Genomic DNA, 26058 nt, shown 5'->3' on the forward strand with positions numbered 1-26058 from the left:
ACCGTCGACGTCCGACAGACCCGGAGGCAGGACGTGATCGTCCCGGCGTCGCCCCCGCGTCCCAGGCAACTCTACGGTGTACCGAGTCCGGCGTACACCCATCCGGCGGCTCTCCAGGTGGCACGATTGAGACAATTCCGACCGTCGATGATCGACCGATTGCGCACCACCGGATCGAGGTCTTGCGGACGCAATGCGACGAATTCGTCCCACTCGGTCAGCACCAGCACCACATCGGCGCGATCACATGCCTCGGTCACCGCGGTCGCGTAATTCAAGGTGGGGAATACCCGTCGCGAATTATCCGCTGCCTTCGGGTCATACACCGTCACCACCGCCCCGTGCAACTGGATCATCCCGGCCACGTTGAGTGCGGGTGAATCACGCACATCGTCGGATTCGGGTTTGAAGGCCGCACCGAGCACCGCCACATTGGCGCCGAGCAGCGATCCGCCGCAGGCCCGTGCCGCCATATCGACCATCTTGGTGCGGCGGCGCATATTGATGTTGTCGACCTCGCGCAGGAAGGCCACCGCGTGATCGGCGCCGAGTTCGCCGGAGCGCGCCATGAATGCGCGGATATCCTTGGGTAGGCAACCGCCGCCGAAACCCAATCCGGCATTGAGGAATCGGCGGCCGATGCGCGCGTCGTAGCCGAGTGCGTCCGCCAGCATGGTCACATCGGCACCGGTCGCCTCGCAGACCTCCGAGACGGCGTTGATGAACGAAATCTTGGTCGCGAGAAAGGCATTCGCGGAGACCTTGACCAATTCGGCGGTGGCCAGATCGGTCAGCAGGAACGGCACCTCGGCCGCGATCAGGTCCGCGTAGACCTCGCGCACGAGATCCTCGACCCAGGGCGCTTTTTCGCGTTCGCGATCCACGCCGAGCACCAGACGATCCGGGCGCAGCGTGTCCTTCACCGCGAACCCCTCACGCAGGAATTCCGGATTCCAGGCCACTTCGACCTCGGCGTCGGTCAGCGCGCGGGCCCGCGCACCCAACGCCGCGGCGGTCCCGACCGGCACCGTCGACTTCCCGACGATCACCGACGGCCGCTGCAGCAGCGGTGCGAGCGTATCCACCACGGCGTGCACATATTTCAGGTCCGCGGCGTATTCGCCCTTCTTCTGCGGCGTCCCGACCCCGAGGAAATGTACCTGGGCATGGTCGGCGGCCTCCGCGTACGAGGTGGTGAACCGCAGCCGACCGGCGTCCAGGTTTCGGCGCAGCACCTCCTCGAGCCCGGGTTCGTAGAACGGCACCACGCCATCGGACAACTTCGCGACCTTGCCCGGATCTATATCCACGCCGATCACATCGTGTCCGAGTTCGGCCATGCACGCCGCGTGCGTGGCCCCGAGGTACCCGGTTCCGAAGACTGTGCATCGCATGATCGATTGATAAGACCCGCCGATGGCCGCCCCACGTCAATGAGGCAATGGCCTCGGCAACAGCAGATGTACAGGTGGCGACGTGAACTGCCGATAGCCGTGCTGACCTGCGCAAACTCATCCGATGACGGCCTGGTTACGATCGATCTTGTGCGACGCCAGCGCAGGATCCGGGCCCGCAGCGCCTGGTTGGTACCAGGCGCTGCGGTGGTGGTGCTGGTCGCGGGGCTGTGGCCGGTCTACGTTCGGCCTCAGGTCGACGTGCCCGCGAAAGCTGATGCGATTCTGGTGCTCGGCGGCGCGCACGATGGGCGCGAAAAACTGGGACTGCGGTTGGCCGGCGAGGGTTACGCGCCACGGGTGCTGTTCTCGGATCCATATGAAAACAGTGCGCTGGTGAATCGAATCTGCCACAGCCGCTACAGCTTTCAGGTCACCTGCTTCGATCCGTTACCGCGCACCACACGCGGTGAGGGTCGTGAACTCGCCGAACTCGCGGCGTCGCAAGGTTGGCGTCGCGTCATTGTCATCACCTTCACGCCGCATATCTCCCGGGCCCGCTACGTCCTGGGGAAATGCTGGGACGGTGAGGTGCTGATGGTGGATCCGCGGCCGCGTCTTTCGGTCGCTCGGTGGGCCTACGACTACGTCTACCAGTCCGCGGGCTACGTCAAGGCCGTATTCGAAGATTGCTGACGCCGCAAGTGCAGGCGGGTGGCAGCAGTTTGATTTTCCGGGTGATACGGACCTACATTGCGTCGCGTCGCACGGGGCCGCAGGACGACCCGATGCACTGACGCAGACCCCTCCGGGAGGTCAGATGGATTACGACTGGTCAGCGGCCGATCTGGCCTTTCGCGACGAGGTTCGCGCATTCCTCGACGAGAAGCTGGCGGCGTGCCGGTCGGCCGACTCCGGATGCGGACGGAGGCCGACCGGAAGCCTGCGGTCAGCTTGTCTTCAGACGGTGATGTGGCTGTCCGGTTATGGCCGCAATCGTTTGATAGCCACTGTCCACATGGAGAACCGTTGCGCCGTGAACCTCGGCTGTCGCGGCGATGATCAAATCGGGGATCGGCTGACGATGCTCGCCCCGTTCGGCCAGCAGGCCTTGAACCGCGAGCGCCCGATCCATCACTTCCTCGGTTACCGGCAGCCAGACCAATGACTTCTGGCCCGCCAGCTTGGCGACGTAGTCGGTATGCGATCGCGCGGAGTACCCGATTTCCAACGCTGTGAGATGACAAGCGGCGACCAATGCACCTGGTTCGCCGGTCACGCGCATGAAGTCGGCCGAAGCGATCTCGTCGCGGAGCACCCACTCGAGCGCCGACTTGTCAGCCAACATGAACGTCGTCCTCAGCGCCAGGCTCCCTTCATCGCCTCGGGCGACAGGTCGGTCGCGCTATCGCGAAGCTGTTGAATCATCTTCGAGACCGCTCGCCGGTTGGCTACCTCCCGCAATGCGGCATTGACAGTGGCGACCTTGGTCTTGGTGCCCAATTCTTCGGCGGCAAGCGCTAGAGCGTCGTCGTCGATGTCAATTAGTGTTCGAGACATGGCGAACCTCCTGATATCAGATTCCCTGTAAAAATGATATCAGGATGCTGTGTCTGACGACTGCACTGAAAGAGATCGGCCCGGGAGCGATGTGGCGCACCCGGGCCGATCTCTATCCCGTCAGTTCTTACGGCCAGGGGCCTTGGCGCCGGATTTGAAGCCGAGGCCCCCGGGCTTGGCGGGCGGGGGTGTTACCGCGGGGGAGCCGTTGCCGTTGGCGGGCTGGGGCGGTTCGTCGGCGGGTTGCGTTGCGGCTGCTGGGGTTGCCGGGGCCGGTTCGGCGGGCGCCGATGGTGCCGGGGTGGCCGTGCCGGGGGCCTTGGGGCCGGGGCGTTTGAAGCCGGACTTCATGGCCAGGCCCTTGGCGGGGATGGACGGCTTGGTTTCGGTTGGGGTTGAAACCGATTCGGCGGCAGGGGTTTCCGTTGCCGGGGTGGCTTCGGCCGAGGCTGCCGGTGCCTTCGCTCCTGGCGCCTTCACCGCGCCCTTCATGGCGAGCCCCTTGCCGGGTGCCTTCGCCGGGCCCTTCATTGCCAGACCCTTGACCGGCGGCGCGGCCGGTGCAGTAGCGTCGCGGGTCGCCTTGGCTCCTGGCGCTTTCGCACCACCCTTCATGCCGAGCCCCTTACCGGGTGCCTTCGCGGGGCCCTTCATCGCGAGCCCCTTGACGGGCGCGGCCGGAGCAGCGGTCGCCGCGGCCGAGGTTTCCTCCGCAGGAGCCGGAGTTACCTTGGCCCCGGGTGCCTTCGCGGCACCCTTCATACCCAGACCACCGGGTGCCTTGCCGCCGCCCTTCATCGCCAGACCGCCACCGGCCGGAGCCGCCTTCGGCTCGACGGGAGCTGCTGCGGCGGGGGCCGGTTCGGCCTCGGCGGCAACCGGTTCCGGCTCGGGAGCTTGCTTCGGTTCCTGCACCACGGTCAGGTTTTCGGTGAGCTTCGACGGGTCCACCCGGTCGATGGCGTCGAGCATCAACTGCGCGACATCGACAACCTCGACGCCCTGGCCGACCTCGCCGCCATCCTTGCGGGCGGTGACACCGTCGGTGAGCATGACGCGGCAGAACGGGCAGCCGGTCGCGATCTTGGACGGTTCGTTACCACCGTTCAAGGTGGACAGCGCCTCGTCGACGCGATCGATATTGATGCGCTTACCGAGCTGCTCTTCCATCCACATCCGCGCGCCACCGGCACCACAGCACATGGAACGTTCGCCGTGGCGGGGCATTTCGACGAGGGTGGAGCCGGATGCCGCCATCAACTCCCGCGGCGCGTTGTAGACCTTGTTGTGCCGTCCCAGGTAGCACGGGTCGTGGTAGGTGACATGCTGCGATACCGAGGCGACCGGGATCAGCTGCTTGGTACGTACCAGCCGGTTCAGCAACTGGGTGTGGTGCACCACCTCGTAGGTGCCGCCGACCTGCGGGTATTCGTTGTTCAGTGCGTTAAAACAGTGTGCGCAGGTCACGACGATCTTCTTACGCGACTGCTCGACACCTGCGAATACCGAGTTCAGCAGTTCGATGTTTTGTTGTGCGAGCTGCTGGAACAGGAATTCGTTACCGGCCCGGCGCGCGGAGTCACCGGTGCAGGTCTCCTCCGCGCCGAGCACCATGAACTTGACGCCGGCGGTGGCCAACAGCTCCGCGACGGCCTTGGTGGTGCGTTTGGCGCGATCCTCATACGCACCCGCACAACCGACCCAGAACAGGTACTCGTACCCGTCGAAGGAGTCCGCGTCCCGGCCGAAGACCGGGATCTGGAAGTCGAGTTCATTGATCCAGTTCAGCCGGTCCTTGGCGTTCTGGCCCCACGGGTTGCCCTTGTTCTCCAGGTTCTTGAACAACCCGGCCAGCTCGGAGGGGAACTCCGACTCGATCAACACCTGGTAGCGGCGCATATCGATGATGTGGTCGACATGCTCGATATCGACCGGGCACTGCTCGACACAGGCACCACAGGTCGTGCAGCTCCACAGCACCTCGGGATCGATGATGCCGTTGACATCCTCGCCGCCGACCAGCGGACGCTGCGACTCGGCCTTGGCCGCCTCGGAGATCTTGGCCAGCTTCTTCTCATTCGGCGTGCCGTCACCATCGACCAGGCCGATCTCCTCGCCGCCCATATCCTTGCGGCCGCCGGCCAGCAGATACGGGGCCTTCGCGACACCGTGGTCACGCAGCGACATGATCAGCAGCTTGGGCGACAACGGCTTACCGGTGTTCCAGGCCGGGCACTGTGACTGGCAGCGACCGCATTCGGTGCAGGTGGTGAAGTCCAGCCAGCCCTTCCAGGAGAAGTCTTCGACCCGGCCCGCGCCGAAGGTGTCGACATCCGGGTCGGCGGTCTCCATATCGACCGGCTTGCCCTTCGACATCATCGGCTTCGCGGCACCCAGTGCGACGCCGCCGTCGTCCTCACGCTTGAAGTAGATATTGAAGAAGGCCGCGAACCGGTGCCAGGCCACCCCCCAGTTGATATTGCGACCGACCAGCAGCAGGAAGGTGCTGCCCGAAACCATTTTGATGAACGCGAAGACGACAACCATCGCCGCGCTGGACGGCAGTAGCTTGGCCACCTGCATGGTGAAGAAGTCGGTCCACGCCTCGGAGTGGCCGTAGGTGGCGATCTTGCCCGCCTTCACCAAGACCATGCCGATGCCTTCGATGAAGACGATCGCCTCGATGACATAAGCCGGACCGAATCGGGAACCGCTGAACCGCGACAGTCGCGCGGGCACCCGCGGGTGGTTGAGCTGGCGAATGGCGATCAGCACGAGGATGCCGATTACGGTGCCGATGCCGAGCAGTTCGTCCCACAGGTGGTAGATGCCCCAGCTGCCGATGACCGGCCAGTGGAATTCGGGATCGAAGGTCTGCCCGTACGCCTCGAAGTACAGGATGAAACCGCCGAGGAAGCCGATCATCACCAGCCAGTGCGCCCAGCCCACCGTCCGGAATTTGTTCATCCGGGTGTGGGCCAGGAATTCGACGATCATCGTCTTGAATCGCGGGAAGAACGGTCGCCAGCGATCCGGCGCGGGTTGGCCGATCATGATCGCGCGGGTCATCTTGCCGACGCCACCGACGAATGATGCCCAACCCAACAGGCTGAACGCCACACCAATCGTGCCCAGCGTCAATGTCAGGGCATTCATGTCGCGACCTTTCTTCATAGCAACACGAGCGTGGGCGGCGATGTGACCGCCCGGTTGGCTCGTATCCTAACCGGAAGCAAGTTACCCACCGGTAACTTAATTGTCTACCGTAGGATCGGCGGTTGGTCGCTTGCCCCCTCTTCCTGGGGCTTGCCCCGGATTCCGGCTGTGAGGGATCTCACGAAGATTGTGCGATCCATGTGTCGGCTCGGGCGACAACCGCCGCAAACAGTGCCTGGTGCCGATTCATCGATAAGCACAGGCTTGGTCACGCCGGGATCACAGTATGAGGTGCCGATCTCGCATCTTCATGACGATTGGATTACGCTCACGGCAGTTCTGTTTGTTGTGCATGTCTTCACACTGCTCGGGGAGAATCCGGGGGTCCGACCACCTCGGGTTGATGAGCGCTCTCGCGTGTACGGAGGCGGCGCGCGGACAACCTCATGATGGATTGGAAACTGAATGAATCTCCGCAGCACCACCGCGGCTGCCACGATGGTCATCGGCGCCATGACGGTCGGCCTGGGAACCGCGCATGCTGATCCGGCTGCACCGGCCGACCCCGGCGTCAACTATTCCGTCAAGTTGGTGGACAAGACCGTTGTGGCGGTGCTCAAGGGGGGGACCTTCTCGTTGACCGAGGAGCCCGGCGCCACTGTCGACGACCCGAAGACCACGGTTGCGAACGTGCGTGACGGCAAGGGCAACACCCTCGTCTCCTTCCCGCTGAATGTGGACGTCGACGGCAAGCTCGTGCCGGTCAAAGCGGATATGAAGAACGACGGCACCGTGCTCGAGGTCACCCCGGAGAAGCCCGCGGATCTCACGGTGTCGGACAAGCCGGTCGTCGCCAAGCCGGTCGTCGCCAAGGAAGTCGCGTCGCCGATCGAAAACCAGCGCGCGCAGAATGAATTCGCCAGCAACTTCGGCATCGCGACCGCGGTCGGCGGGTTCATCGGCACCGCGATCGGTGCGGTCGTCGGCTGCATCTTCGGGCTTCCGCTGTTCGGCGTCGGCTGCATCGCCGGTCTGCCGATCGGTGCGGGCATCGGCGGCATCCTCGGCACCATCGCCGTCGGTGGTCCGACGCTGGTCGCCGCTGGCATCGACCTGCTCAACACCCTGCAGGCGCCGGACGGCACCACCAAGTGGGCCGAGAAGCCGGTAGCGGCAGCCGCGGCGCCCGCCCCGGCGCAGCAGCCGAACTAGTTCGAACCGAACTCGCGACCGGCCTGTCCTCTCTGGAGGGCAGGCCGGTTTTGTGTTATTAGGCCTGGCGCTCGTGCAGATCCAGACTGCCGCTGAAGACTTCCTCGCCCTTACCGCGCCCGAACCGCCCGAATGAACGCTCGGCCATTTCGAACGAGCCGTCCTCGCGCACTAGCAATACCGTGCTCGCCCTGGTTCCGTGCAGTGCGCTGGCGATGAATCTGGCCGAGAGCGTGCGCTCGCGGCGCAGCCGGACTCCAGTGTGCGGCAGGAGATCATCGGGCGCCTCGGCGCGATCGGCCAGCACCTCGAAGTAACGGGCCAGATTTCCCGGATCCGATTCGACGACCGTGCGCAGATCGGTGACGCCGCTGCGCACCTTGGGCCACATGGGTTGGGGCGCTGCCAATGCCGCCGCGGAGCCCGGTGCGGCCGATGTCACGAAGGTGCCGTTGGACACGCCATGGAAGCCCGGTGTCAGCTCTTGCGGCGGAACCGCGCTGCGGTTGGAGTGCCACCACAGCGATTCGAGGTCCGAGACCAGCATGTTGTAGCCGTTGTAGTCGTCCGGAGCGGCGGCGACGTCGAGGACGTACTGCTCCGGACCCGGGGTATCGTCGCCGGCATCGGTGCCGCGCAGGAAGTCCATCAGCAGCGCTCCGCGTGAACGGGCGTCACTGCGTTCGGCTTTCGGGTTGCGCACATTGGTAACCGTGGCGAATCGATTGCGCCCCTTTGCCTCCCGGGTCAGGCCGAGCCAGGTCCCGGGCGGATCGCCCGCGTGTTTGCCGATCGCCCCCAGATCGCGTCCGGCCAGCAGTCCGGGGACCTCGGACCACCATCGCATCGACTCGGTCGGGCGGGAGTAGAACTCGTCGCGGTTGGCCGCGACGATCAACCGATACTCCGGATGGACCCGCCAACCGATCAACACCAAACACATGTATTCCAGGATGCCGGAAGGTCGTCGGGCCGCCCAGGGCATTGCGCGCACCAGGGCAACGCAAGTTCAGAGGACCGCCCCAAAGACAGCGAAAAGGCCGACAGCGTCGCTGCCGGCCTTTTCGCGGGGTACTGTCAGCCGCCGTTGACCTTCAGGCCCGGGTTGTCCGAAAGGACCACGCTGACCGGCTGCGCGAACAGCTGCGGCGCATTGCCGGTGAGGGCGCCGATCAGATTCGGGATCTCGCAGATCGGGAAGTCGGCCACCGACGACGCGCTCGAGATGCCGAGCGCCATTCGGCCGGAGACGATCGCGCCGCCACTGTCACCGGGCAGGGCGCAGATATTGGCGGAGAAGGCCTGGGTGAGTTCACGGTCGCCGACCTGCACAGTCTGGTCGACCGCGTTCACGATGCCGCAGCTGAAGCCGGTGCGCGCACCGGACTTGCAAACCGGAGCGCCGACCACCGGAACGGCGACGCCTTCGACCGCGACCGGCTGTCCGGGCTGGCGCACGAAGTTGTTCGTGAACCGGTCCTTGGCCTGATCGTTGATCCGAATGATCGAGTAGTCCTGGGCGCCCAGCACCGACTTCTGGAACGTGCCCACCTGCGCGCCAGCCCGATCACCGGCCAGCTCATAGACACCGGCCGAATTTCCGGAGCCCGCCGACGGGATATCCGGGTTGCAGTGGCCCGCAGTGATATTCACGACATTGCCGTTCCGGTCGGTGCCGTTGAAGCCCAACGAACAGCGCAGCGACGACTTCCCGGCGATCGAAGCGAAACCGTCGCCACCAGCCAGCGGACCGGTCTGCATCGCACCCGCGGCCGGGGTGGTCTGCAACTGCTCACCGGCGATCGGCGGGGCGGTCACGATGACCCGCGAAGGGTCGACGAAGTTCGGCATCGGCAGGCCCGCCTGATCGACCCGGACCGCGATGCTGTTGTTGACCGGATCGACCACCACGCCGCGCACCAGCGCGGAGACCGCCTCGGGCTGCCCCGCCAGCCAGCGCTCGAACGCGCTCTTCTCACCGCGCAGCGACGCCTCGCTCTTGGCGACATTCTGTACTTCGAAGCCGGCCGACGTGGCCGCCTTGCGGGCCTCATCGGCACCTGGGCCCTGCGCCAAGGCCACTACCGCCTTGCCGCCGTCGGCGAGCCACGAACCCGCGAAAACCTGCGGGAACTGGCGCTGCGCGGTAGTCGCGAAGGCCGCGAGCTGCTGGGCCAGATCGGCCCGGTGCAGATACTCCTCGGGGGAGATCTTCAGATCGCGCGCGACAGCGGCGATCAGGTCGGCGGGCAGGGCCGGCTGATCGGGCTGCGCATTCGCTACTGCCGCCGTTGGGCCGAACAGCAGAATCGCCGCCGAGGCGGCGATAACTGTTTTTCGGATCCGGGTCTGTCGCGCAGCTGATCGGAACTGACCTATACGTGGCAGGAGCATGTCCATACCTTAAGGTGTCGGGCCGGTTATGCCTACTCGAGTCGGGGTGTTGTTCTTCTGCCCATTAATCGACCGGCCATCGGTTTATCGGAATCGCGATGTCCGACAAATCCTGTCACCCGGCGTTCGGACGGGTCCGCAGTGCGATTCCGGAGCCGACGCCGCCACCGGCCGATGCGTCGATATCGGCCAGGATCGAGCGGATCGGAACACCGAGCGTCGCGGTACCGCCGTACTGCGCGAGGGCGATATTGGCCTCGTTGCAGTCGGGTGCGTCGGCGGCATTGGAACCGCTGGTGATGCCGAGGGCCAGCGTGCCCGAGACGATCGCGCCGCCGCTGTCGCCGCCGAGCGTGCAGGCCGAGCTGGCGAAACCGCGCACGGTCTTGCTCACGCCATCGGCGGTGTACAGCTGGGTTTCGACCCGGTCGGCCACCACGAACCCGCAGGTGAAGGTGGACGACTGGCCCGATTTGCAGATCGGTGCGCCGGTGACCGGTTCGGCGGTACCGGTGATGGTGAGAGTGGTGCCATTGGAGCCGCGCACCGACGGCTGGTCCATACCCGCATTGACCGAGCGCTCGTTGAGCTTGATGACCGAGTAGTCCAGCGCGGTCGGGCCGCCGAGGCGCGCCGTGACGAAGTTGCCGAGCTCGATACTGTTCGGGATGTCCTTGATATTGGGCAGGTAGACCGCGGCGTGCTGGTCGTCGTTTTCCAGGTTCGGGTCGCAGTGGCCGGCGCTGATATTCAGCGCGTTACCTGCCGCGTCCACGCTGTTGAAGCCGAACGAGCAGACATCGACGCTGCGCAGCGAGGTGTCCTTGAGCGAGGTCGGCGCGGTGATGTAGGTGTCGCCGCCCATCGGACGGCGCTCGATCGGCCCGCCGCTATTGGGCGAAAGGATGACCTTGACGTTGGCGATCAGGGTCGGCAGATTCAGCGCGTGGCCGACCGGCGTGTTCGCGACCGACAGCACCAGCTGGCTGTTGAGGAAATCGATCGCCACGGAGTTGATCGACTGGGAGATCTCCTTGGGCAGCGTATTGATCCACTGATTCAGCTGGATCAGCGAGTTCTCCAGGCTGTTCGCCGAGATCGGGGCCAGATGGGTCTGGTAGCCGTCGGCCGCGGCGATCTTGGCGGCGTCGACCGAGGTGACCGCGACGACCGGCTTACCGTCGGTGCCGAGCCAGGCGCCGGCGTAGGTGTCGGGACGTTCGCTGCGGAACGCCTCCGCGTATTCGCTGAGCTCCTGCGCCTTCGCGGAGCGCTCCAAATACTCCGCCGGCGTCATCTTCAGATCGCGGGCGATGGCCGCCACGAGTTCGGGCGGCAGGTTCTCGGCGGACAGCTGGCCCGGTGCTGTCGGCTCGGCCGAGGCGGCGGTGGTGACGAGCAGGGGGGCGATGAGAACGGTCGCGGCGAATCCGATCGTGGCAGCCTTGACCGCGGCGCTGCGCGCCACCAACTTGCGCATGAAGTCCCTTCGTCGGCACGGGTGTGCCAGCTACATCCGTGGGCCATGGGCTGAATCCGTTGGCGCACAGTCTTCGTCAGCGACAGACCTGGTGGCCGCAAATTTTCCGACTACACCGGTCAGCCGATCACTTTAAGGCACAAACCCGGCTAGGTCGCTGCGAACTCAACCAGGAGGCGACAACTCATAGGTAAAAGGCTGCTGCCACGGCAGCGGTGTCCACGTCGGTGGCGTCCACATGGGGAAGCCGGGACGGGTGGTCGTGGTCCGGCTCGGCCGGGTGGTGCTCGGCGGTGTCGTGGTGGTCGGTGTGGGCGTGGTGGTCGGTGGAGTCGTGGTCGGCGGCTCGGTGGTCTCCGGTTCGCTGCTGGTGATGACGACGGGCGGTTCGGTGGTCGTCGACGGTGTGGTGACCGGCTCGGTCGGTGCCACCGGCGGCAGCGGGACCGGGCTCGTCGAAACCTGATCGGATTTGGCGTCAGGCACCGGCGGCACTGCTGTCGAGCCCGGATCACGGAACAATACGGCGACGCCGATGCCACCGAGTATCAGGCCGATGCCGACCGCGACTGCGATCAGCAGCGGTGTGCCGCGGTCTTTTTTAGGGGTTGCGGCCGGGGGCGGATCCGGTGTTGTTTCCTCGACCGCGGTCGCGATCAGCGGTTGGGCGACCGGCATCGCCGCCGAATAGGCCTGCGGCTGGACCTCGGGTGTCTGCATCGCCGGGATGACATCGGTGACGACGGTCGAGTTCTCGGCATTGCTCGGATCCGGCGGGGTTGCGCCGGCCGGGGTCGCCAGCACCGCGGCCAACGCGGCGCGCGCGGCGTCGTAGGCGTAGGACAGCTCCGGTGCGACGGCAGCACTGCCCGGGAGGTCGCCCTCGCTGACCAGCAATACCGATTTCAGGCCGAGGTAGTCCAGCGCATCGCGGAGCGAGAGCACATACTGCGACGGCCAGCCCGCGGGGTAGGTCGCGTAGAACTCGGCGGCGCCGTTCAGATGTTCGGCGGTCAGGTTGATCAGGCAGAACAGTGCGGTCGCGACCAGGTCCTCGGCCCGGTAAGCCGGGCCGTCGTCGACGGAGATGCCGGCCGGATCGCCGACCGCCGCCGCGAAACCGGTGATCGAATGCGTGTGACCGTCCGGGACCGGTCCACCGAGGGCGGTGTCGCCGTCGTCGGACATGTGCAGGATCGACTCGCGCACTATGAACGTCGGTTCGCCGTTATCGGCGATTATGGCCGCTGTGCAGTTGTCCTCGGCGATGTGCAGGCCCACCCCAGTGGCCATCCTCAATTACCTCGCTTCGGCGTCACGGATCGGCCCGCACCCAGATCACACCAGCAGCGAGCCGTGTCCCATGGCGCGGAGCATCGACAATAACTCCGAACGGGAACGAGCACCGATCCGGCGTCGGATACGCGCGACATGATGCTCCACTGTCTTGGCGGAAATATAGAGGCGAGCGCCGATTTCCCGGTACGTCAAACCGAGTAGGACGAGTTCGGCGACCTCGCGTTCGCGATCGCTGAGAATCGCCGCGCCGGCGGTCGGTTCCGGGGCGGCGCCCTGCCCGTCGCCGGTGGCCGCGGCGGGTGCGGGCGGCCGGACCGCGGACTCCTGCGGACGGGCCTCGGCCCGGACGGTTCTGGCCAACTTCAGCAGTGCGGTCGCGGTCGCGGAATCGGCGGCGGCCAGCGCGGCCTCGCTGGCGAGCCGGGCGGCATCCCAGGTCAGGCCGATCTCGGTGAGTCCGGCCACCGCCGACTGCACCGGGGCCGCGGCGACCTGACCGCGTAGCACCAGCACCCAGGTGCGGCCCGCGTCGGCGAGGATCGCGGCATGCCGGTCACCGGCCTCGGCCGCGGTCTTGAGCAGCCGGGCGTGCGGAAGCAGCTCCTGCGGGCTCTCGTGTGCGATCGCGGCCTGCACGCCATACCAGTGGAAGGCGTTGGCCCAGGCGGGCGGCTGGTCGAGCCGGCGCAGCAGCGCGAGGCAGGCATCGACCAGCGGTGTGATCCGACGCTCGTCGCGTAGCCGAATGCCGGCGAGCCACAGTTCGCCGACCGGCAGCAGGGTCAGCAGATCGGCGTCCACATCGTCGAAGAGCGGATAGGCCGCCTGCCAGGCGCGGGTGAGTACGGCATGGTCGCCGCCACGGCGGGCCAGACCGACCGCGACACCGTGTGCGAGCAGGCGGTCGCGGATATCGAGTGAGTCCATGTGCAGCGCGGCGATGGTGCTGGCGGCCGCCTGTTCGTCGCCGCCGAGCATCGCGGCCCACGCGGTGAGCACCGGCAACTGGTGGCTGCGCAGTCCGCTGGTAGTGGCCCGGCGCAGCGCCTCACCGGCGCGGCGCGGTTCGCCGGTGCTCAGGCACAGCAGTGTCGCGATGGAGACCGCGGTGCACGGCAGGAACCGATCGGTGCTCGCATCGGCCTGCGCGGCCTGGATGAGCGCGGATACGGCTGCGGCGGTACCAGTTTCGTATTCGACAATGGTGCGCGAGAGTGCCGTTGCGATCAGGCGGGCGTGCGCGTTGGCTTCGGTAGGCGGCCACTGCGTCGCCGATTCGGACAACTCGGCAGCGGCGGTCACCGCACCGGCGAGGTATTGCACGGTCGCGCCGACCGCCCAATCCGCCCCGACACGGTGGGCGCCGAGCCAGGAATACAACTGGGCGGCACGCCCGACCAGACCGCGGCGGGTCAGCACCGCCGCGCAGATCCGCACGGCCGCAGCGAGTTCCGCACCGGTGACACCCGGACGGGCCAGCAACGGCTCGGCCAATCGCATGGCCGTATCGCCGTCGCCGGTGCGCGCCGAGGCTTCCGCCCAGCGCAGCGCGATGACCTCGGGATCGGCACCGGCCGCCGCCGCGGCGGCGTAGTAGCGCACAGCCTCGCCTCCCGCCTTTTCGGCTGCGGCGCAGAGGAATTCGGCCAGGCTCTGATCGCGGACGCCGGATTCGGCGAGCAGCAGCGCGGTGTGGTCGCGCAGCAGGCCCGCGTCCAGTCGCGCGTTGAGCAGGCGGCGCTGCACGGCTACGAAGCGTCGATCGCCGAGCAGCGTGCGCAGCGGTGCGATCGCGGGCTCGAGCAGCAGATCGGCATCGGTGACCAGCGCGCTGGCCCGGGCCCGGTCGATCAGGTCTTGGGCCGCGGCGGTATCCACGCCGAGGACCTCGGTGAGTTCGGTGGAGTCCAGGCCGGTGCCAGTGGTCGCCACGACCAGGGTTTCCAGCAGGTCCGGCTCGAGATCGTCCAGCAGGGCACGGGCCCAGGCGGCGACCGAGTCATCGACGGCGCACATGCCGGCATCGAGGCGGGCCGAACAGGCGGCGGTCAGCGCGGCGACCACACCACCGCGGCTGCCCGCGGTCTGGCGGTGGATGTGCTGGGCGACCGGGCGCGGCACCGCCATGCCAAGTTCGCGGGCGAACGGTGCGATATCGGAGACGCCGAGCGCACGCAGATCGGCCACCCGGCCGCGACGGGCGACGGCGTCGGCGAGGGTGCGCAGCCGCGGATCGTGTGGGCGCGGCTGGGTCGCGACAATGACCGTGTAGCGGCCGGATTCGATAGTCGCGCAGAGGGATTGGAGATCCGATTCGCTCAGGGTGTGCGCGTTGTCGATGATCAGGGCCGGGCGCGGGGTGCGTGGGTGCACGCCGTCGGGACGGTGGATCGTTCGGTCTGCGGTCGCGTTGTCGAGGCGATGGATGGTGTGCGCTTTCTCGGCGGTTCGGGTTGCGTGTCCGTTGCCGCACGCGTGGTCCGCGCCGTTGGCTGGCCTTCGGTTGGTGCGCGGATCGCCGAGGCCGAGTTGCTGCCCGTCGACCGGGTGGCCCTCCGTCATCGCGTATGCCCGGTCGAGCGAGTCGGCTTGCGGCACAAGGTGTTCGGGCAGCACGGGATCGTCCCGGAACGGGATACCGTTGGCGCGCAGGCGGGTCCGGATCACCGAGAGGAGGGTGGATTTGCCGGAGCCGGAGCGGCCCCGGATCAGATAGACGACAGGTTCCCGGTCCGCGGAGTCCAATTCGCGGAAGATCTCACGCGCGCAGGGCAGCGTGTCGAAGGCGATATCACCCATTATCTGCCTCCGGGGATCTTGGGCAGTCCGGATACGACGGGGTCGCTGAAAGGGTTATTGGTCGGCAGCGTCACTGTCGGGATCGGGACCTGCACCGGGGTCTGCGGGGCGGGCTGTGTTTGTGATTGCGTTTGTGGCGCGGGCTGTGTTTGCGGTGCTGGGGATTCCGCCGACGGCTGGGTGGCCGGTTGGCCGGAAACCGATTGGCTCTGGGTGGGCTGACCGTCGGCGGTCTGGCCGGCCGCGGGTTCGCTGCTCACCACCGCGGTGGTGCTCGATCCGGCGGAACCGGGTTGTCCCGCAGCGGGTTTCGGTCTCGGGCTGCCGACGGGCGACCCCTTCGCGGAGGTCGACGCCGAGCCGGTTGACGTGCCGTCGTTGGTCGCCGCGACGACCGATGCGCCCGGTGCGGTCGTCGGATCGCTGCTCGCCGGTGAGTTCGGGCCGGGCTGCGCGCCGGTGCCGATGGCGACCGTGCCGGTCGCGAGTGCGCCGAGCACCAGTGCCGCGCCCGCGATGATGGCGGCGCGCTGGCGGCCGCTGAGTCTGCGGCGGGGTCGGTTGTTCGGGCCGGGCAGGCTCTTGCCGGTCGCGGACTCGCGCGACCGGCCGCTGCTCGCCGCGGCACTGCTGGTCACACTGGCGCTGTTCGCGGCCTTTTCGACCGGCCGCGGCACAGTGGGCAGCTCCTCGGTTTTCGCGTTGCTGCCCATGGCCGCCACCGGTGTGCGATCCACGGTGACGGACAGCAGGTCCGCGGCCAGTTCGGCGGCGCCGAGCGCACTGGTCAGCCGCGGCTGCGGCGCGGCGACCACAGGGAGTCCGAATTCGGTGGAGATCAACTCGGCTACCAGCGGAATGGCTCCGCCGCCGCCGGTGAGCAGCACGCGTCCGATATCGCCGATATCGAGTCCGGCGCGATGTACCGCGTCGCGGATGAGCTCGAGTGAGGTCAGCAGCGGGGCACGCAGTAGGTCTTCGAGTTCGCCGCGAACCAGTCGGATGTTTTCGGGATGGTGATCGGCCGGGTTCAAACGGACCGGGACAACTGTCGCGGTATTTGTGGAAAGCTCTTCTTTCGCATATCGGCAGCGATCGCGCAATGCCGACAATTCCTGTTCGACCACCGGATCGAACGGATCGAAATCATTTCCACGCAGGGCATTAGCCAGGACATAGCGAATGGTCAACAGATCGAATTCGGCGCCGGCGACATCGGTGGTGCGCAATGGGGCGCCGAGCACGGCCGCCTGTGCGCCGGTGCGGACAACCGAGACGGTGAGGCCGGATGCGCCGAGGTCGTAAACGACAACCGTGCCGTCGCCGAGCGGGCCGTGCGCGGCCTCCAGCCAACGCACCGACGCGGTGGGCTCGGGAACCAAGGTCACCTCGCGCAGGCCGGCCCGATCCAATGCGGCCCGCTGCACATCGACAGTGTGTCGCGACCACCACGCCGGATGGCAGGTGACCATGGCGGACGCGGCGCCCGCGCCGATCTCATCGATCAGGCAACCGACAGCTGTAGCGACGAGATCCGCTGCGGAGTGGGCGGTTCCATCCTCGGCGAGGATGTCGACCGGATCGCCGACCCGGGCGAGGAAGCCGTCGAGAACTACGTCACCCGAGTGCCTGCCGGTGTGGCGGGCACCGCTCCCGAATGCGGGCGGCACCTGCGGGGCGAGGCGCAACACACTCGGATGGGTGATGACCGTGTCGCCGGAGTGGCCCCTGTCGTAGTCGCTGCCGTCCCCCGGAGTCGCCACGGCGACCGAATTCGACGCTCCGACAGTGATGCCGAGCGCCAGACGCTCTGTCATTCGAGAACCCCGTTCGAAAACTGTATGGCCCGGTAGTCGCTGCTGTATAGACGGGCAGCCGGAGTGGGCCTGCCAGCCGCAACACTTCTGTCGGTTGCTGGGGATCCGCCGTTACTCAGTCGGGGACGGTGCGGGGGAATTCCCCTAATGATTCGGGTGCCCCTAACCGGAACCGGTGGTGCGTACTAGGGATGCGCCCCGTTTCGAAGTAACGCCGGGCCTCCCTAGCGTGAAATGCATTCCAACGACTGCGGATCGCCAGGGTCCGCTCATCCAGGAGATGATTTCGATGACACCCAACGCGATTCTCGAGTTCATTCTCAACCTGCTGCGCGACCACGAGGCCGCAGTGGGTTATTGCGCGAACCCCGGACAGGCGCTGGCAGCGGCCGGTTTGCCCGCCGTGACGCCGGAGGATATCGCCGCCGTCGCCCCCATGGTCGCCGAATCTGCCCTGATCGCGGGCGGCTCACAGCTGTCGGCGATTGTCGCGGCCGGTGGTGCGGGCGGTGGTGCGGGCGCTGCCGATGCCAATGCCGCAGCCGCCACCAGCGCCAATACCGCCGCCGCGGTCGGACTCGGTGCGGCCGCCGACACGGGTGCCGACCTCGGCGCGGACCTCGGCCTCGGTGTCGGCACCGGACTCGATCTGGGTGCCGGGCTCGACAGCGCGATCGGTGCCGGCCTGCAGGCCGGCACCGACCTCGGCGCCGGTCTCGGCAGCATCGCCGGCGCGGGCGCGGATCTGACCGCCGGCCTCGGCGGCGCCATCGGCGCCGGTGTGCAGGCCGTCACAGGTTTCGGTGGTGCGTTGGGTGGTGCGCTCGGTGTGCAGTCCGGTGCCGATCTGGCCAGTGGTCTGGAAGGCGTGCTCGGCTCCGGAGCACAGGTCGGCGCGGGTCTGGACACCGCCTTCGGTACGGGCCTGAACGGCGGTACACAGATGATTTCGGGCTTGGAGACAAGCCTCGGCGGCGCGGTCGACACTGGCGCCGACCTCGGCGCCGGGCTGAACGGCGTCATCGGAGCGGGCACCCAACTAGGAGCCGACCTCGGCGGCGCCGTCGGTGCCGGCGCGCAAGCGGGCGCCGATCTGGGCGCGAGCCTTTCGACCGGTCTGAGCGCTGCTGTCGGTGCGGGTACCCAGGCCGCAACGGGTCTGGAGGCGGGCCTCGGTGGTGCTGTTGGTACCGGCGGACAGGTCGGTGTGGATCTCGGTGCTGGTCTGGGTGGTGCTCTCGATGCGGGTACCCAAGCTGCTACCGGCCTCGGTGGTGCCGTTGGTGCCGGTGGTCAGGTTGGTGGGGATCTCGGTGGCACGATCGGCGCAGGGACACAAGCGATTTCGGGTTTGGAGACCGGTCTCGGCGGTGCTGTCGACGCGGGTGCCGGTCTCGGTGGCAGTCTGCCGACTGGTCTGGGTGGTGCGGCGGGTGCCGGTGCCCAGGCGGGCGCTGGTCTGTCCGCAGCTGTGGGTGGCGCGGTCGGTGGCGGCGCGGATCTGGGGACCGATCTCGGTGCCGGACTGTCCACAGGTCTCGGCGGCGCTGTTGATGCCGGTGCGCATACGGGTGCTGACCTGGGTGGCAGCTTGTCTACCGGTCTGAGTGGTGCGGCAGGTGCCGGTGCACAGGCCGGTGCGGATCTGTCCACAGGTGTGACTGGCGCGGTCGGAGGCGGCGCGCAGGCGGGTGCCGATCTGGGTGGCGATCTGTCCACTGGTCTCGGTGGTGCCGTTGACGCTGGTTCGCAGGCGGCCGGTGGTTTGGAAACCGGGCTGTCCTCCGGAATCGGTGGTGCGGTCGGCGGCGGTGCGCAGTTGGGATCGGAACTCGGTGCTGGCTTGTCGACCGGTCTCGAGGGTGCGGCGGGTGCTGGTGCCCAGACCGGTGCGGCGCTGGGGGGTGCAGTGTCCACAGGGGTGAATGGTGTTGTTGATGCTGGGGCACAGGCGACTTCGGGGATCGAAGGGGCCTTCCATGCGGGGGCGCATACGGGTAGTGAGCTCGGTGGTGGGCTGGAGTCCGGTTTGGGCGGTGCGCTCGAGACCGGTGCCGGGCTCGGTGGTGGGGTGTCGAGTGGGGCTTCGTCGGCGATCGGTACCGGTGCTCAGGTGACGACGGGGCTGGAGTCGAGTTTGGCTACCGGTGCGGCGCTCGGTGCTGGTGCTCAGCTCGGTGGTGGGTTGTCGAGCGGTCTGGGCGGGGCGCTCGGTGGCGGTGCGTCGGTCGGATCGGGTCTGGGTGGTGCTGTGGACACTGGTACGCAGGCCACGGGCGGGTTCTCCAGTGCCTTCGGTGGCGCGGGTGATCTGGGCGGTGGTTTGTCCACCGGTCTGGGGGGTGCGGTCGGCGCCGGAACGCAGGCCGGTGCGGGTCTGTCCACAGGTGTCAGCGGCGGTGCACAGGCCGCTGCCGGGCTCGGCGGCAGCCTGGCATCTGGTCTGGGTGGTGCGGTTGGCGCTGGTGCGCATGCCGGTTCGGATCTTGGTGCGGGTCTGTCGTCGGGTCTGGGTGGTGCGGTTGGCGCTGGTGCGTATGTCGGTTCGGATCTTGGTGCGGGTCTGTCGTCGGGTCTGGGTGGTGCGGTTGGCGCTGGTGCGCATGTCGGTTCGGATCTTGGTGCGGGTCTGTCGTCGGGTCTGGGTGGTGCGGTTGATGCCGGGGGCCACGCCGCTACCGGTCTGGAGACCGGGCTGTCCACCGGAGTCGGCGCGGCCACCGGGCTCGGTGGCAGTGTGTCCAGCGGGGCGCAGGGTGGGGTCGATGCCGGAACGCATCTCGGAACAGGTCTGGAGACTGGTCTTTCCAGTGGAATCAGCAGCGGCGTCCAGGCCGGCAGTGGACTGGAAACCAGCCTCGGCGGTGCCATCGATGGTGGCGCGCATGCTGGAACCGGTTTGGCGACGGGGCTTTCCACGGGTGGTTCGGCGGATGCCGGGCTCGGCGGCGGGCTCTCGTCGAGCGTCGATTCCACGGTGCACTCCAGTGCCGGTGGCGCGGCGTACGGCACGGCGGATCTGGGCGGTCACGCCGGTTCGGCAGTGACCGGCGGCGCCGCCTCGACCGTCGGGTCGACCGCGCATACCTGGTCGTCGCTGGACGTTTCGAATGCCTTCGGTTCCGGACTCGACAGTTCGGCCGGTTCGCATCTGGACACGTCGGTCACCGGACACAGCGATTCCAGCCTCTTCACCGATACTCATGCGGGTACCGATCTGGCCGGACATGCCGGCACCGATCTCGGCGGCGACGCCTTCCTGCACTAAGAGGTATCTGCGTCAGCGGATATTCGTACGAAAGAGGTTCGATGGGGACACCGGCCGTGAATGCTCAACCGCCCGCGGTACCGCTGCTGACGGTATTGGGTGAAACCATCGCCGCGGCGCGCGCCGCGGGGCGCAGTGATCTGGTCGGTCGCCTGGAAATCGCGGCCGATCGGGTCCGCGATCCGCGGCGCCGTATCGTGATCGTCGGACAGCTCGGTCAGGGCAAGAGCTGTTTCATCAACGCGCTGTTGAATCTCGAGATCTGCCCCGTCGGCGATGACGCGACCACCGCGGTCCCCACCTTGCTCACCCATGGTCCCGAACCACACGCCGGACTCGTGCTGGCCGGTCCGAGCGGAGCCGAGGAGGCGCGAGTTCCTATGCCGATCGACGAGATCGGCGTGATCAACGTCCGCACCCCGCAGGCGCACGGCCGCCGGGTGCTGCGCATCGAGATCCAGCTGCCGAATCCGCTGCTCGCCGATGGCATCGTCCTGGTGGACACCCCCGGTGTCGGCGGGCACGGAAGTTCTTATGCGGCAGGCGTGCTCGGCTTGGTCGCCACCGCCGACGCGGTTCTGGTGCTTTCGGATGCCTCCACCGAACTCACCGAACCGGAATTGGTCTTCCTGCGGCAGGTTCGCGAACTGTGCCCGACCACCGCACTGTTGCTCACCAAGACCGACCTGTATCCGCATTGGCGCCAGGTGCACGAGGCCGATCAGGGCCATCTGAGCCGGGCGCGGGTCGAGGTGCCGATCATCCCGGTTTCCGCGGTGTTGCGCCGGCACGCGATGCTGCTGCAGGACCAGCAGTTGGGCGCCGAATCCGGCTTCGGTGTGCTGTACCAGTTCCTCCGCGAGCAAGTCGTGGCCCGTGACCAGGCGGCGACCCGGCTCGCGGTGGCCGCCGACATCCAGTCCGCCGCAGAGCATTTGGCGCTGGCGCTCGGCAGTGAACTGGTCGCGCTGCGTGATCCCCGACAGGGCGCGATGGCGGTCCGCGAACTGCAATTGGCGAAGACCACCGCCGAGGATCTGCACCGGCGGACTTCGGCCTGGCAGCTGACCCTCTCCGACGGCATTACCGATCTGGCCGGCGACGTCGATCACGATCTGCGCGAACGCCTGCGCGAGATCGCCAGAACCGGTGAGGAGTGGATCGATACACACGATCCGGGCCGCCATTGGGACCGGATCGCCGAATGGCTTACCGGCGATATCGACTCCGCGCTCGGCGACAACCTCCTCTGGACGCATACCCGGGCCGTGGAACTCGCCGAGCGGGTGGCCGAGCACTTCACCGAGATCGGCACGGTCGAACTGCCCGATGTGAGTTCCGGCCTGCACGCCGAGGACAGCCGCGCCGGCGGCGGCACCCTCGCCGATCTGGAACCCGATATCAGCTTCGGTAGCAAAATTCTGGTCGGCATGCGCGGCTCCTACGGTGGTGTGCTGATGGTGGGGCTCGCGACCACCTTCGCCGGACTCGCGATGCTCAATCCGATCTCCATCGGTGCCGGTGTCCTGGTGGGCGGCAAGGCATTCCGCGATGACAAGCAGGCCAGGCTGGCCCGGCGCCGCAACGAGGCCAAGGTTGCGATCCGGCGCTTCATCGACGATGTCGCCTTCCAAGCGGGCAAGGAATCCAAGGACCGCCTGCACCGCATCCATCGCGCATTGCGCGATCACTACACCGGTGTCGCCGAGCGCAGCCTGCGCTCCATCGACGATTCACTGCGCGCAGCGCAGGAGGCGGCGAATATGGAAACGGCCCGCCGGACCGAGCGCTGCGCGGTACTCGACCGGCAGTTGCACATGGTCGCGGAACTGCGACGCTATGCGGACGCTATGCAGCCTGCCATCACCGCGCCGGGGAAAGGGGGCGCCGGTACGGTAACCCCGTGAGAAGAGACGTGACCCGGCATGATGCTCGGCGGGCGCCCGGCATTGTCGCCGAGGCGCATCAACTGGTCGCCGCGGCCAGGCAGGCATTTCCGCGCGAACCGCGACCGCGTGCGCTGCTTGCCGACTGTGCCCGCCGCCTGGATCAACCGCTGCGGGTTGCGCTGGCGGGTTCGTTGAAGGCGGGTAAGTCGACCCTGCTCAACTCCCTGGTCGGCCAGGATATCGCGCCGACCGACGCGACCGAATGCACGCGCGTGGTCACCTGGTACCGCAACGGCTCGACCCCGAGTGTCACTGCTTACGCACCGGATGGCTCGACGGCGAATGTGGTGGTGCGCCGCGGCAGCGGCACGCACGGACTCACCTTCGATCTGGAACGACTGAACTGGAACGCGCCGGGCCCGCGCGAGGTCGACCATCTCGAGGTCGAGTGGCCCGCCGCCGCTTTGGCGAACACCACCATCATCGACACCCCGGGGACATCGTCGCTGTCGCGGGAGGTGTCATTGCGGACCGCGCGACTGCTCACACCCGCTGACGCGGACGGCGACCGCGGTATGGCGCTATCTATTCCGGGTGCGGATGCGGTGGTCTATCTGCTGCGCCGCCTCGACGATGCCGATGTCGGTTTTCTCGAACGGGTCGGCACCGGAACCGCTGGCGCACAGGGTATTTCGGGTCCACTCGGAGTAATCGGTGTGGTCTCGCGCGCCGATGAGATCGGCGCGGGCCGAATAGACGCACTGCACTCCGCTCGTGAGGTCGCGGCGCGTTTCGCGGGCGAGTTGGAGCGAACGGGACTGTGCCAGGCCGTTATTCCGGTCGCCGGTCTGCTCGCCTTCGCCGCGGCAACCCTGCGTCAGCAGGAATTCACCGCCTTCGAGGCGCTGGCCCGGGTGTCGGTCGACGAGCTGAGCGCGGCACTGCTCTCGGCGGATCGGTTCGCGCGTCCCGATATTCAGCTCCCGGTCCCGCCCGAACTCCGCGCCCAGCTCGCGGCACGTTTCGGTCTGTTCGGAATTCGCATGGCGGTCACCCTGATCCGACTCGGCGTGCGCGACTCCGCCACGCTGGCAGCGGAATTGACCAACCGCAGCGGCGTGGACGAGCTTCGTTCGGTACTCGACGTCCAATTCGGTCAGCGCGCCGACCAACTCAAGGCGCATTCGGCGCTGACCGCCTTGGCCCGGGTCCTCACCGTCTATCCGGGCACCTCCGCCGACCAGTTGCTGCCCCGAGTCCGCACCTTGCTCGCGGACGTTCACGGCTTCGCCGAACTGCGCCTCCTCGGTCGCCTGCGCACCGATGAATTGGCCCTGCCCGCAGCCGATCTCGCCGAATTGCACCGGCTGATCGGCGGCTCCGGCGTGGCCCCGAACCTGCGACTCGGCCTGCCCTTGGGCACCGACCCGGCGATACAGCGCGCCCAAGCTCTCGCCGCCGTGCGGAAATGGCGTGCCCGTGCCCGCCACCCCCTGGCCGACCAGTTCACCACCACCGCCTGCCTCACCGCGGCTCGCAGCGCCGAAGGCACCCTCAGCCTCCTGCCGGAGTGATCCCCGCCCACCGATGACGTGGCACGGGCAGCGGTGGTCCTCGGGTGGCGTGGTGCGAGGCAGTAGTGGTCATCGGGTGATGCGGCGCGAGCCAACAACGGTTATCCGGTGATCCGGCGCAACACGTCGGTCAACTCCTTACCGGACGGCGCGTGGTCCGAATCGATCAGCCACACCATCGCCTTCGCCCGTTACCGCGCGGAAAATGCTGCCGATGGTGCGGGCCTGCCAGACCTTCGCCGAGGGTGTCGGCAAATGGTATGCACCGCCGAGCAATTCGATGATCCGCATGCGCAATCTCAATGTCCGGCTGCTGCCGTATCTGCCGTGGCGGGGTCTCATCGGCGCGGAGCCGCAGCAGGTCGCTCGCACGGTCGCCGCCAAGGATTACACCGCGTAGGTCCCGCCGCGGGTGTGGACCCCCGGCCCTTGGGTAAGTCCCGGATATCGAACCCAGGAGCAGGCGATGACTCAAAAAGATGTGGTGAATGCTTTGCTGGACCGGGCGGGCAGCGGCTATGCGGCCGAGGCCGGTATCGACTTGGCCGATAAACCCGCTCCGCTGTTCCAACTCCTCATGCTCGCCGAATTGCTCAGCACCCGAATCTCCGCCGATATCGCCGTCGCCGCGGCCAAGGAATTGGTGAGCACCGGATATCGCACCCCGAACCGGGTCGCGGACGCCGATTGGCAAGAACTCGTCGACGCACTCGGACGTGCCCATTACAAGCGCTATGACGAAAGTACGGCGTCGCGCTTGGGTGCGAACGCGTCTCGCGTGCTGGATCGCTACGGCGGCGATCTGCGCAAACTCGCCGACGAAGCCGAACACGACCCGGCCCGCGCCGCCGAACTGCTGCAACAGTTCCAAGGCATCGGCCCGACCGGCAGCGATATTTTCCTGCGCGAAGTCCAGGATGTATGGACGTGGGTCCGACCGCACTTCGACGAACGGGCGCTGCGCGGCGCCGAACGCGTCCGACTCCCGGCCGATCCGGACCGCTTGGCCGAGCTGGCCCCGGAAAACCACACCGCCGACCTGGCCGCCGCATTGGTCCGGGTCGCACTGGACCGCGAGATCGCCGATCAGGTGCTCGCCACTACCTGAGGATCAGGTGATCTGCACCCGCACCCGAAGACCGGCCGCGGCGATCATATTGACCAGCGCGTCCAGGCTGAACAGCCGCGTGCGGCCGCCGAGCAGATCGGAGATCCGCGCGGCGCTCACGCCCAGCTGCTCGGCGGCGATCTCCGGACTCCAACCTTCGCATGCGATCCGGTCGGTCAGTTCGAATATCAACTGCGACCGCAGCCGCATATTCTCGACGTCGCAGCGGATGTCGTCGATCGCATCCCACACGATGTCGAAGATCTTCTCGGCCATGCTTAGCCCACCTTCTCGAGCTGTTCGAGGACGTATGTGCGCTGCTGTACAAGTGGAGAGACCGTGCCCATCGTCGCAGCAGGTACGGTCAAACGGTGGCAACTCCGCCGAATCCGCGTATTCCCGGTCCCGGCGAAGGAAGGTCGTGAGGTGATGTCGGACCGTGACACGCAACCATTCGCCCAGGTGAGCCTGGCCGCAGGAGCCTTATTCGTGCACGACGAGGACGTGCTGCTGGTTCATTCGGCCGAGCGTTGTGATTGGTACATTCCGGGCTGCACTGTCGGGCCCGGCGAATCTCCAGCCGCGGCATGTCGCCGCGCGATCCGCGATGAACTCGGCCTCGACCGCGCACCGCACCGGCTGCTCGTGCACGACTGGGCGCAGAAACTCGCGGGCGATAAGATCGTCTACATCTTCGACTGCGGCGAACTCGGCGACGAATCGGCCATCCGACTGCGGGAGGGCGAACTGGACCGCTGGCAGTGGGTCCGCGTCGATACCGTGGACACCGTCGCCGCACCGGAGCCGGCCCGCCGCATCTGGCAGGCCTTCCGAGCCCGCCTGGAGGGCCACGCCGTTTACCTCGAGCACGGCCTACCCGCGCTCGGCTACCCGGATACCGCGGCGGTCGCGCCTTCGTGGCTCGATCGGCAGCCGGACCGCGACCGGCACCTCGGCTGAGCGTCAGGGCGTCGTCGCGAAACCGGGTGGATCGAGCGACTGCCGATCACCAGAGGTCACCGGTGCCGGCTCGGCTCTCGGACCTGAGGAGAATGGCGGGTGACGGCCCTTTCTTCCCGGATCGGGAATAGACCGTGTGGGGTCATCG

At 67.2% G+C, this 26058-nt stretch carries 19 protein-coding genes; 8 read left to right on the top strand and 11 right to left on the bottom strand.

Features of this window, described 5'->3' with window-relative positions:
* Positions 1-71: 71 nt before the first annotated feature.
* Positions 72-1394 carry a UDP-glucose dehydrogenase family protein gene (locus ACW2Q0_RS02150; RefSeq protein WP_457185490.1) on the bottom strand — a complete coding sequence of 441 codons (1323 nt, stop codon included), beginning with the start codon at positions 1392-1394 and terminating at the stop codon, positions 72-74.
* A 150-nt stretch (positions 1395-1544) separates the two neighbouring features.
* Between ACW2Q0_RS02150 and ACW2Q0_RS02155 the strand changes: the two genes are divergently transcribed.
* Positions 1545-2090 carry a YdcF family protein gene (locus tag ACW2Q0_RS02155; RefSeq protein ID WP_457185492.1) on the top strand — a complete coding sequence of 182 codons (546 nt, stop codon included), beginning with the start codon at positions 1545-1547 and terminating at the stop codon, positions 2088-2090.
* Between the two features lie 253 nt (positions 2091-2343).
* Here the strand turns inward: ACW2Q0_RS02155 and ACW2Q0_RS02160 are convergent, their stop codons facing one another.
* From ACW2Q0_RS02160 to ACW2Q0_RS02170, 3 genes are all read right to left on the bottom strand, one after another.
* Positions 2344-2742, bottom strand: a complete 399-nt coding sequence (locus ACW2Q0_RS02160) for a PIN domain-containing protein (RefSeq protein ID WP_457185494.1) — start codon at positions 2740-2742, stop codon at positions 2344-2346.
* An 11-nt stretch (positions 2743-2753) separates the two neighbouring features.
* A complete protein-coding gene (locus ACW2Q0_RS02165) occupies positions 2754-2954 on the bottom strand; it encodes a type II toxin-antitoxin system VapB family antitoxin (RefSeq protein WP_433712450.1) in 201 nt (66 codons plus the stop codon).
* A 120-nt stretch (positions 2955-3074) separates the two neighbouring features.
* Positions 3075-6110 carry a heterodisulfide reductase-related iron-sulfur binding cluster gene (locus ACW2Q0_RS02170; RefSeq protein ID WP_457185496.1) on the bottom strand — a complete coding sequence of 1012 codons (3036 nt, stop codon included), beginning with the start codon at positions 6108-6110 and terminating at the stop codon, positions 3075-3077.
* 465 nt (positions 6111-6575) lie between these two features.
* Between ACW2Q0_RS02170 and ACW2Q0_RS02175 the strand changes: the two genes are divergently transcribed.
* On the top strand, positions 6576-7322 hold the full coding sequence (locus tag ACW2Q0_RS02175) for a hypothetical protein (RefSeq protein WP_457185498.1): 747 nt from the start codon (positions 6576-6578) through the stop codon (positions 7320-7322).
* Positions 7323-7380: 58 nt separating this feature from the next.
* On the opposite strand, the gene ACW2Q0_RS02180 is transcribed toward ACW2Q0_RS02175, so the two are convergent.
* The 6 genes from ACW2Q0_RS02180 to ACW2Q0_RS02205 form a co-directional block, all read right to left on the bottom strand.
* On the bottom strand, positions 7381-8307 hold the full coding sequence (locus ACW2Q0_RS02180) for an NRDE family protein (protein WP_457186081.1): 927 nt from the start codon (positions 8305-8307) through the stop codon (positions 7381-7383).
* Between the two features lie 92 nt (positions 8308-8399).
* A complete protein-coding gene (locus ACW2Q0_RS02185) occupies positions 8400-9716 on the bottom strand; it encodes a S1 family peptidase (RefSeq protein WP_457185499.1) in 1317 nt (438 codons plus the stop codon).
* A 115-nt stretch (positions 9717-9831) separates the two neighbouring features.
* Positions 9832-11196 carry a S1 family peptidase gene (locus ACW2Q0_RS02190; protein ID WP_457185501.1) on the bottom strand — a complete coding sequence of 455 codons (1365 nt, stop codon included), beginning with the start codon at positions 11194-11196 and terminating at the stop codon, positions 9832-9834.
* Between the two features lie 165 nt (positions 11197-11361).
* Positions 11362-12489, bottom strand: a complete 1128-nt coding sequence (locus ACW2Q0_RS02195; RefSeq protein ID WP_457185503.1) for a hypothetical protein — start codon at positions 12487-12489, stop codon at positions 11362-11364.
* A gap of 45 nt (positions 12490-12534) precedes the next feature.
* A complete protein-coding gene (locus ACW2Q0_RS02200; RefSeq protein ID WP_457185505.1) occupies positions 12535-15294 on the bottom strand; it encodes a LuxR C-terminal-related transcriptional regulator in 2760 nt (919 codons plus the stop codon).
* Positions 15294-17111, bottom strand: a complete 1818-nt coding sequence (locus tag ACW2Q0_RS02205) for an Hsp70 family protein (RefSeq protein ID WP_457185507.1) — start codon at positions 17109-17111, stop codon at positions 15294-15296. Before ACW2Q0_RS02205 ends, ACW2Q0_RS02200 begins: the two co-directional genes overlap by 1 nt.
* A 289-nt stretch (positions 17112-17400) precedes the next feature.
* Here ACW2Q0_RS02205 and ACW2Q0_RS02210 point away from each other — a divergent pair, with 289 nt between their 5' ends.
* The 5 genes from ACW2Q0_RS02210 to ACW2Q0_RS02230 all read left to right on the top strand — a co-directional run bounded on the left by ACW2Q0_RS02210 (position 17401) and on the right by ACW2Q0_RS02230 (position 24950).
* Complete coding sequence (locus ACW2Q0_RS02210) at positions 17401-20379, top strand: IniB N-terminal domain-containing protein (RefSeq protein ID WP_457185509.1); 2979 nt, start codon at positions 17401-17403, stop codon at positions 20377-20379.
* A gap of 41 nt (positions 20380-20420) precedes the next feature.
* Positions 20421-22286, top strand: a complete 1866-nt coding sequence (locus ACW2Q0_RS02215; RefSeq protein WP_457185511.1) for a dynamin family protein — start codon at positions 20421-20423, stop codon at positions 22284-22286.
* On the top strand, positions 22283-23842 hold the full coding sequence (locus ACW2Q0_RS02220; RefSeq protein ID WP_457185513.1) for a dynamin family protein: 1560 nt from the start codon (positions 22283-22285) through the stop codon (positions 23840-23842). The genes ACW2Q0_RS02215 and ACW2Q0_RS02220 overlap by 4 nt, the downstream gene beginning before the upstream one ends.
* Before the next feature lie 214 nt (positions 23843-24056).
* Positions 24057-24242 carry a hypothetical protein gene (locus ACW2Q0_RS02225; protein ID WP_457185515.1) on the top strand — a complete coding sequence of 62 codons (186 nt, stop codon included), beginning with the start codon at positions 24057-24059 and terminating at the stop codon, positions 24240-24242.
* Positions 24243-24308: 66 nt separating this feature from the next.
* Positions 24309-24950, top strand: coding sequence for an endonuclease (locus ACW2Q0_RS02230; RefSeq protein WP_457185517.1), 642 nt, complete (start codon positions 24309-24311; stop codon positions 24948-24950).
* A 3-nt stretch (positions 24951-24953) separates the two neighbouring features.
* On the opposite strand, the gene ACW2Q0_RS02235 is transcribed toward ACW2Q0_RS02230, so the two are convergent.
* Positions 24954-25226: a helix-turn-helix domain-containing protein gene (locus ACW2Q0_RS02235; RefSeq protein WP_457185519.1), complete on the bottom strand. Its 273-nt coding sequence runs from the start codon at positions 25224-25226 to the stop codon at positions 24954-24956.
* A gap of 63 nt (positions 25227-25289) precedes the next feature.
* Between ACW2Q0_RS02235 and ACW2Q0_RS02240 the strand changes: the two genes are divergently transcribed.
* Positions 25290-25910: an NUDIX domain-containing protein gene (locus ACW2Q0_RS02240; protein ID WP_457185521.1), complete on the top strand. Its 621-nt coding sequence runs from the start codon at positions 25290-25292 to the stop codon at positions 25908-25910.
* Positions 25911-26058: the final 148 nt, after the last annotated feature.

Source organism: Nocardia citri, from assembly GCF_054065835.1.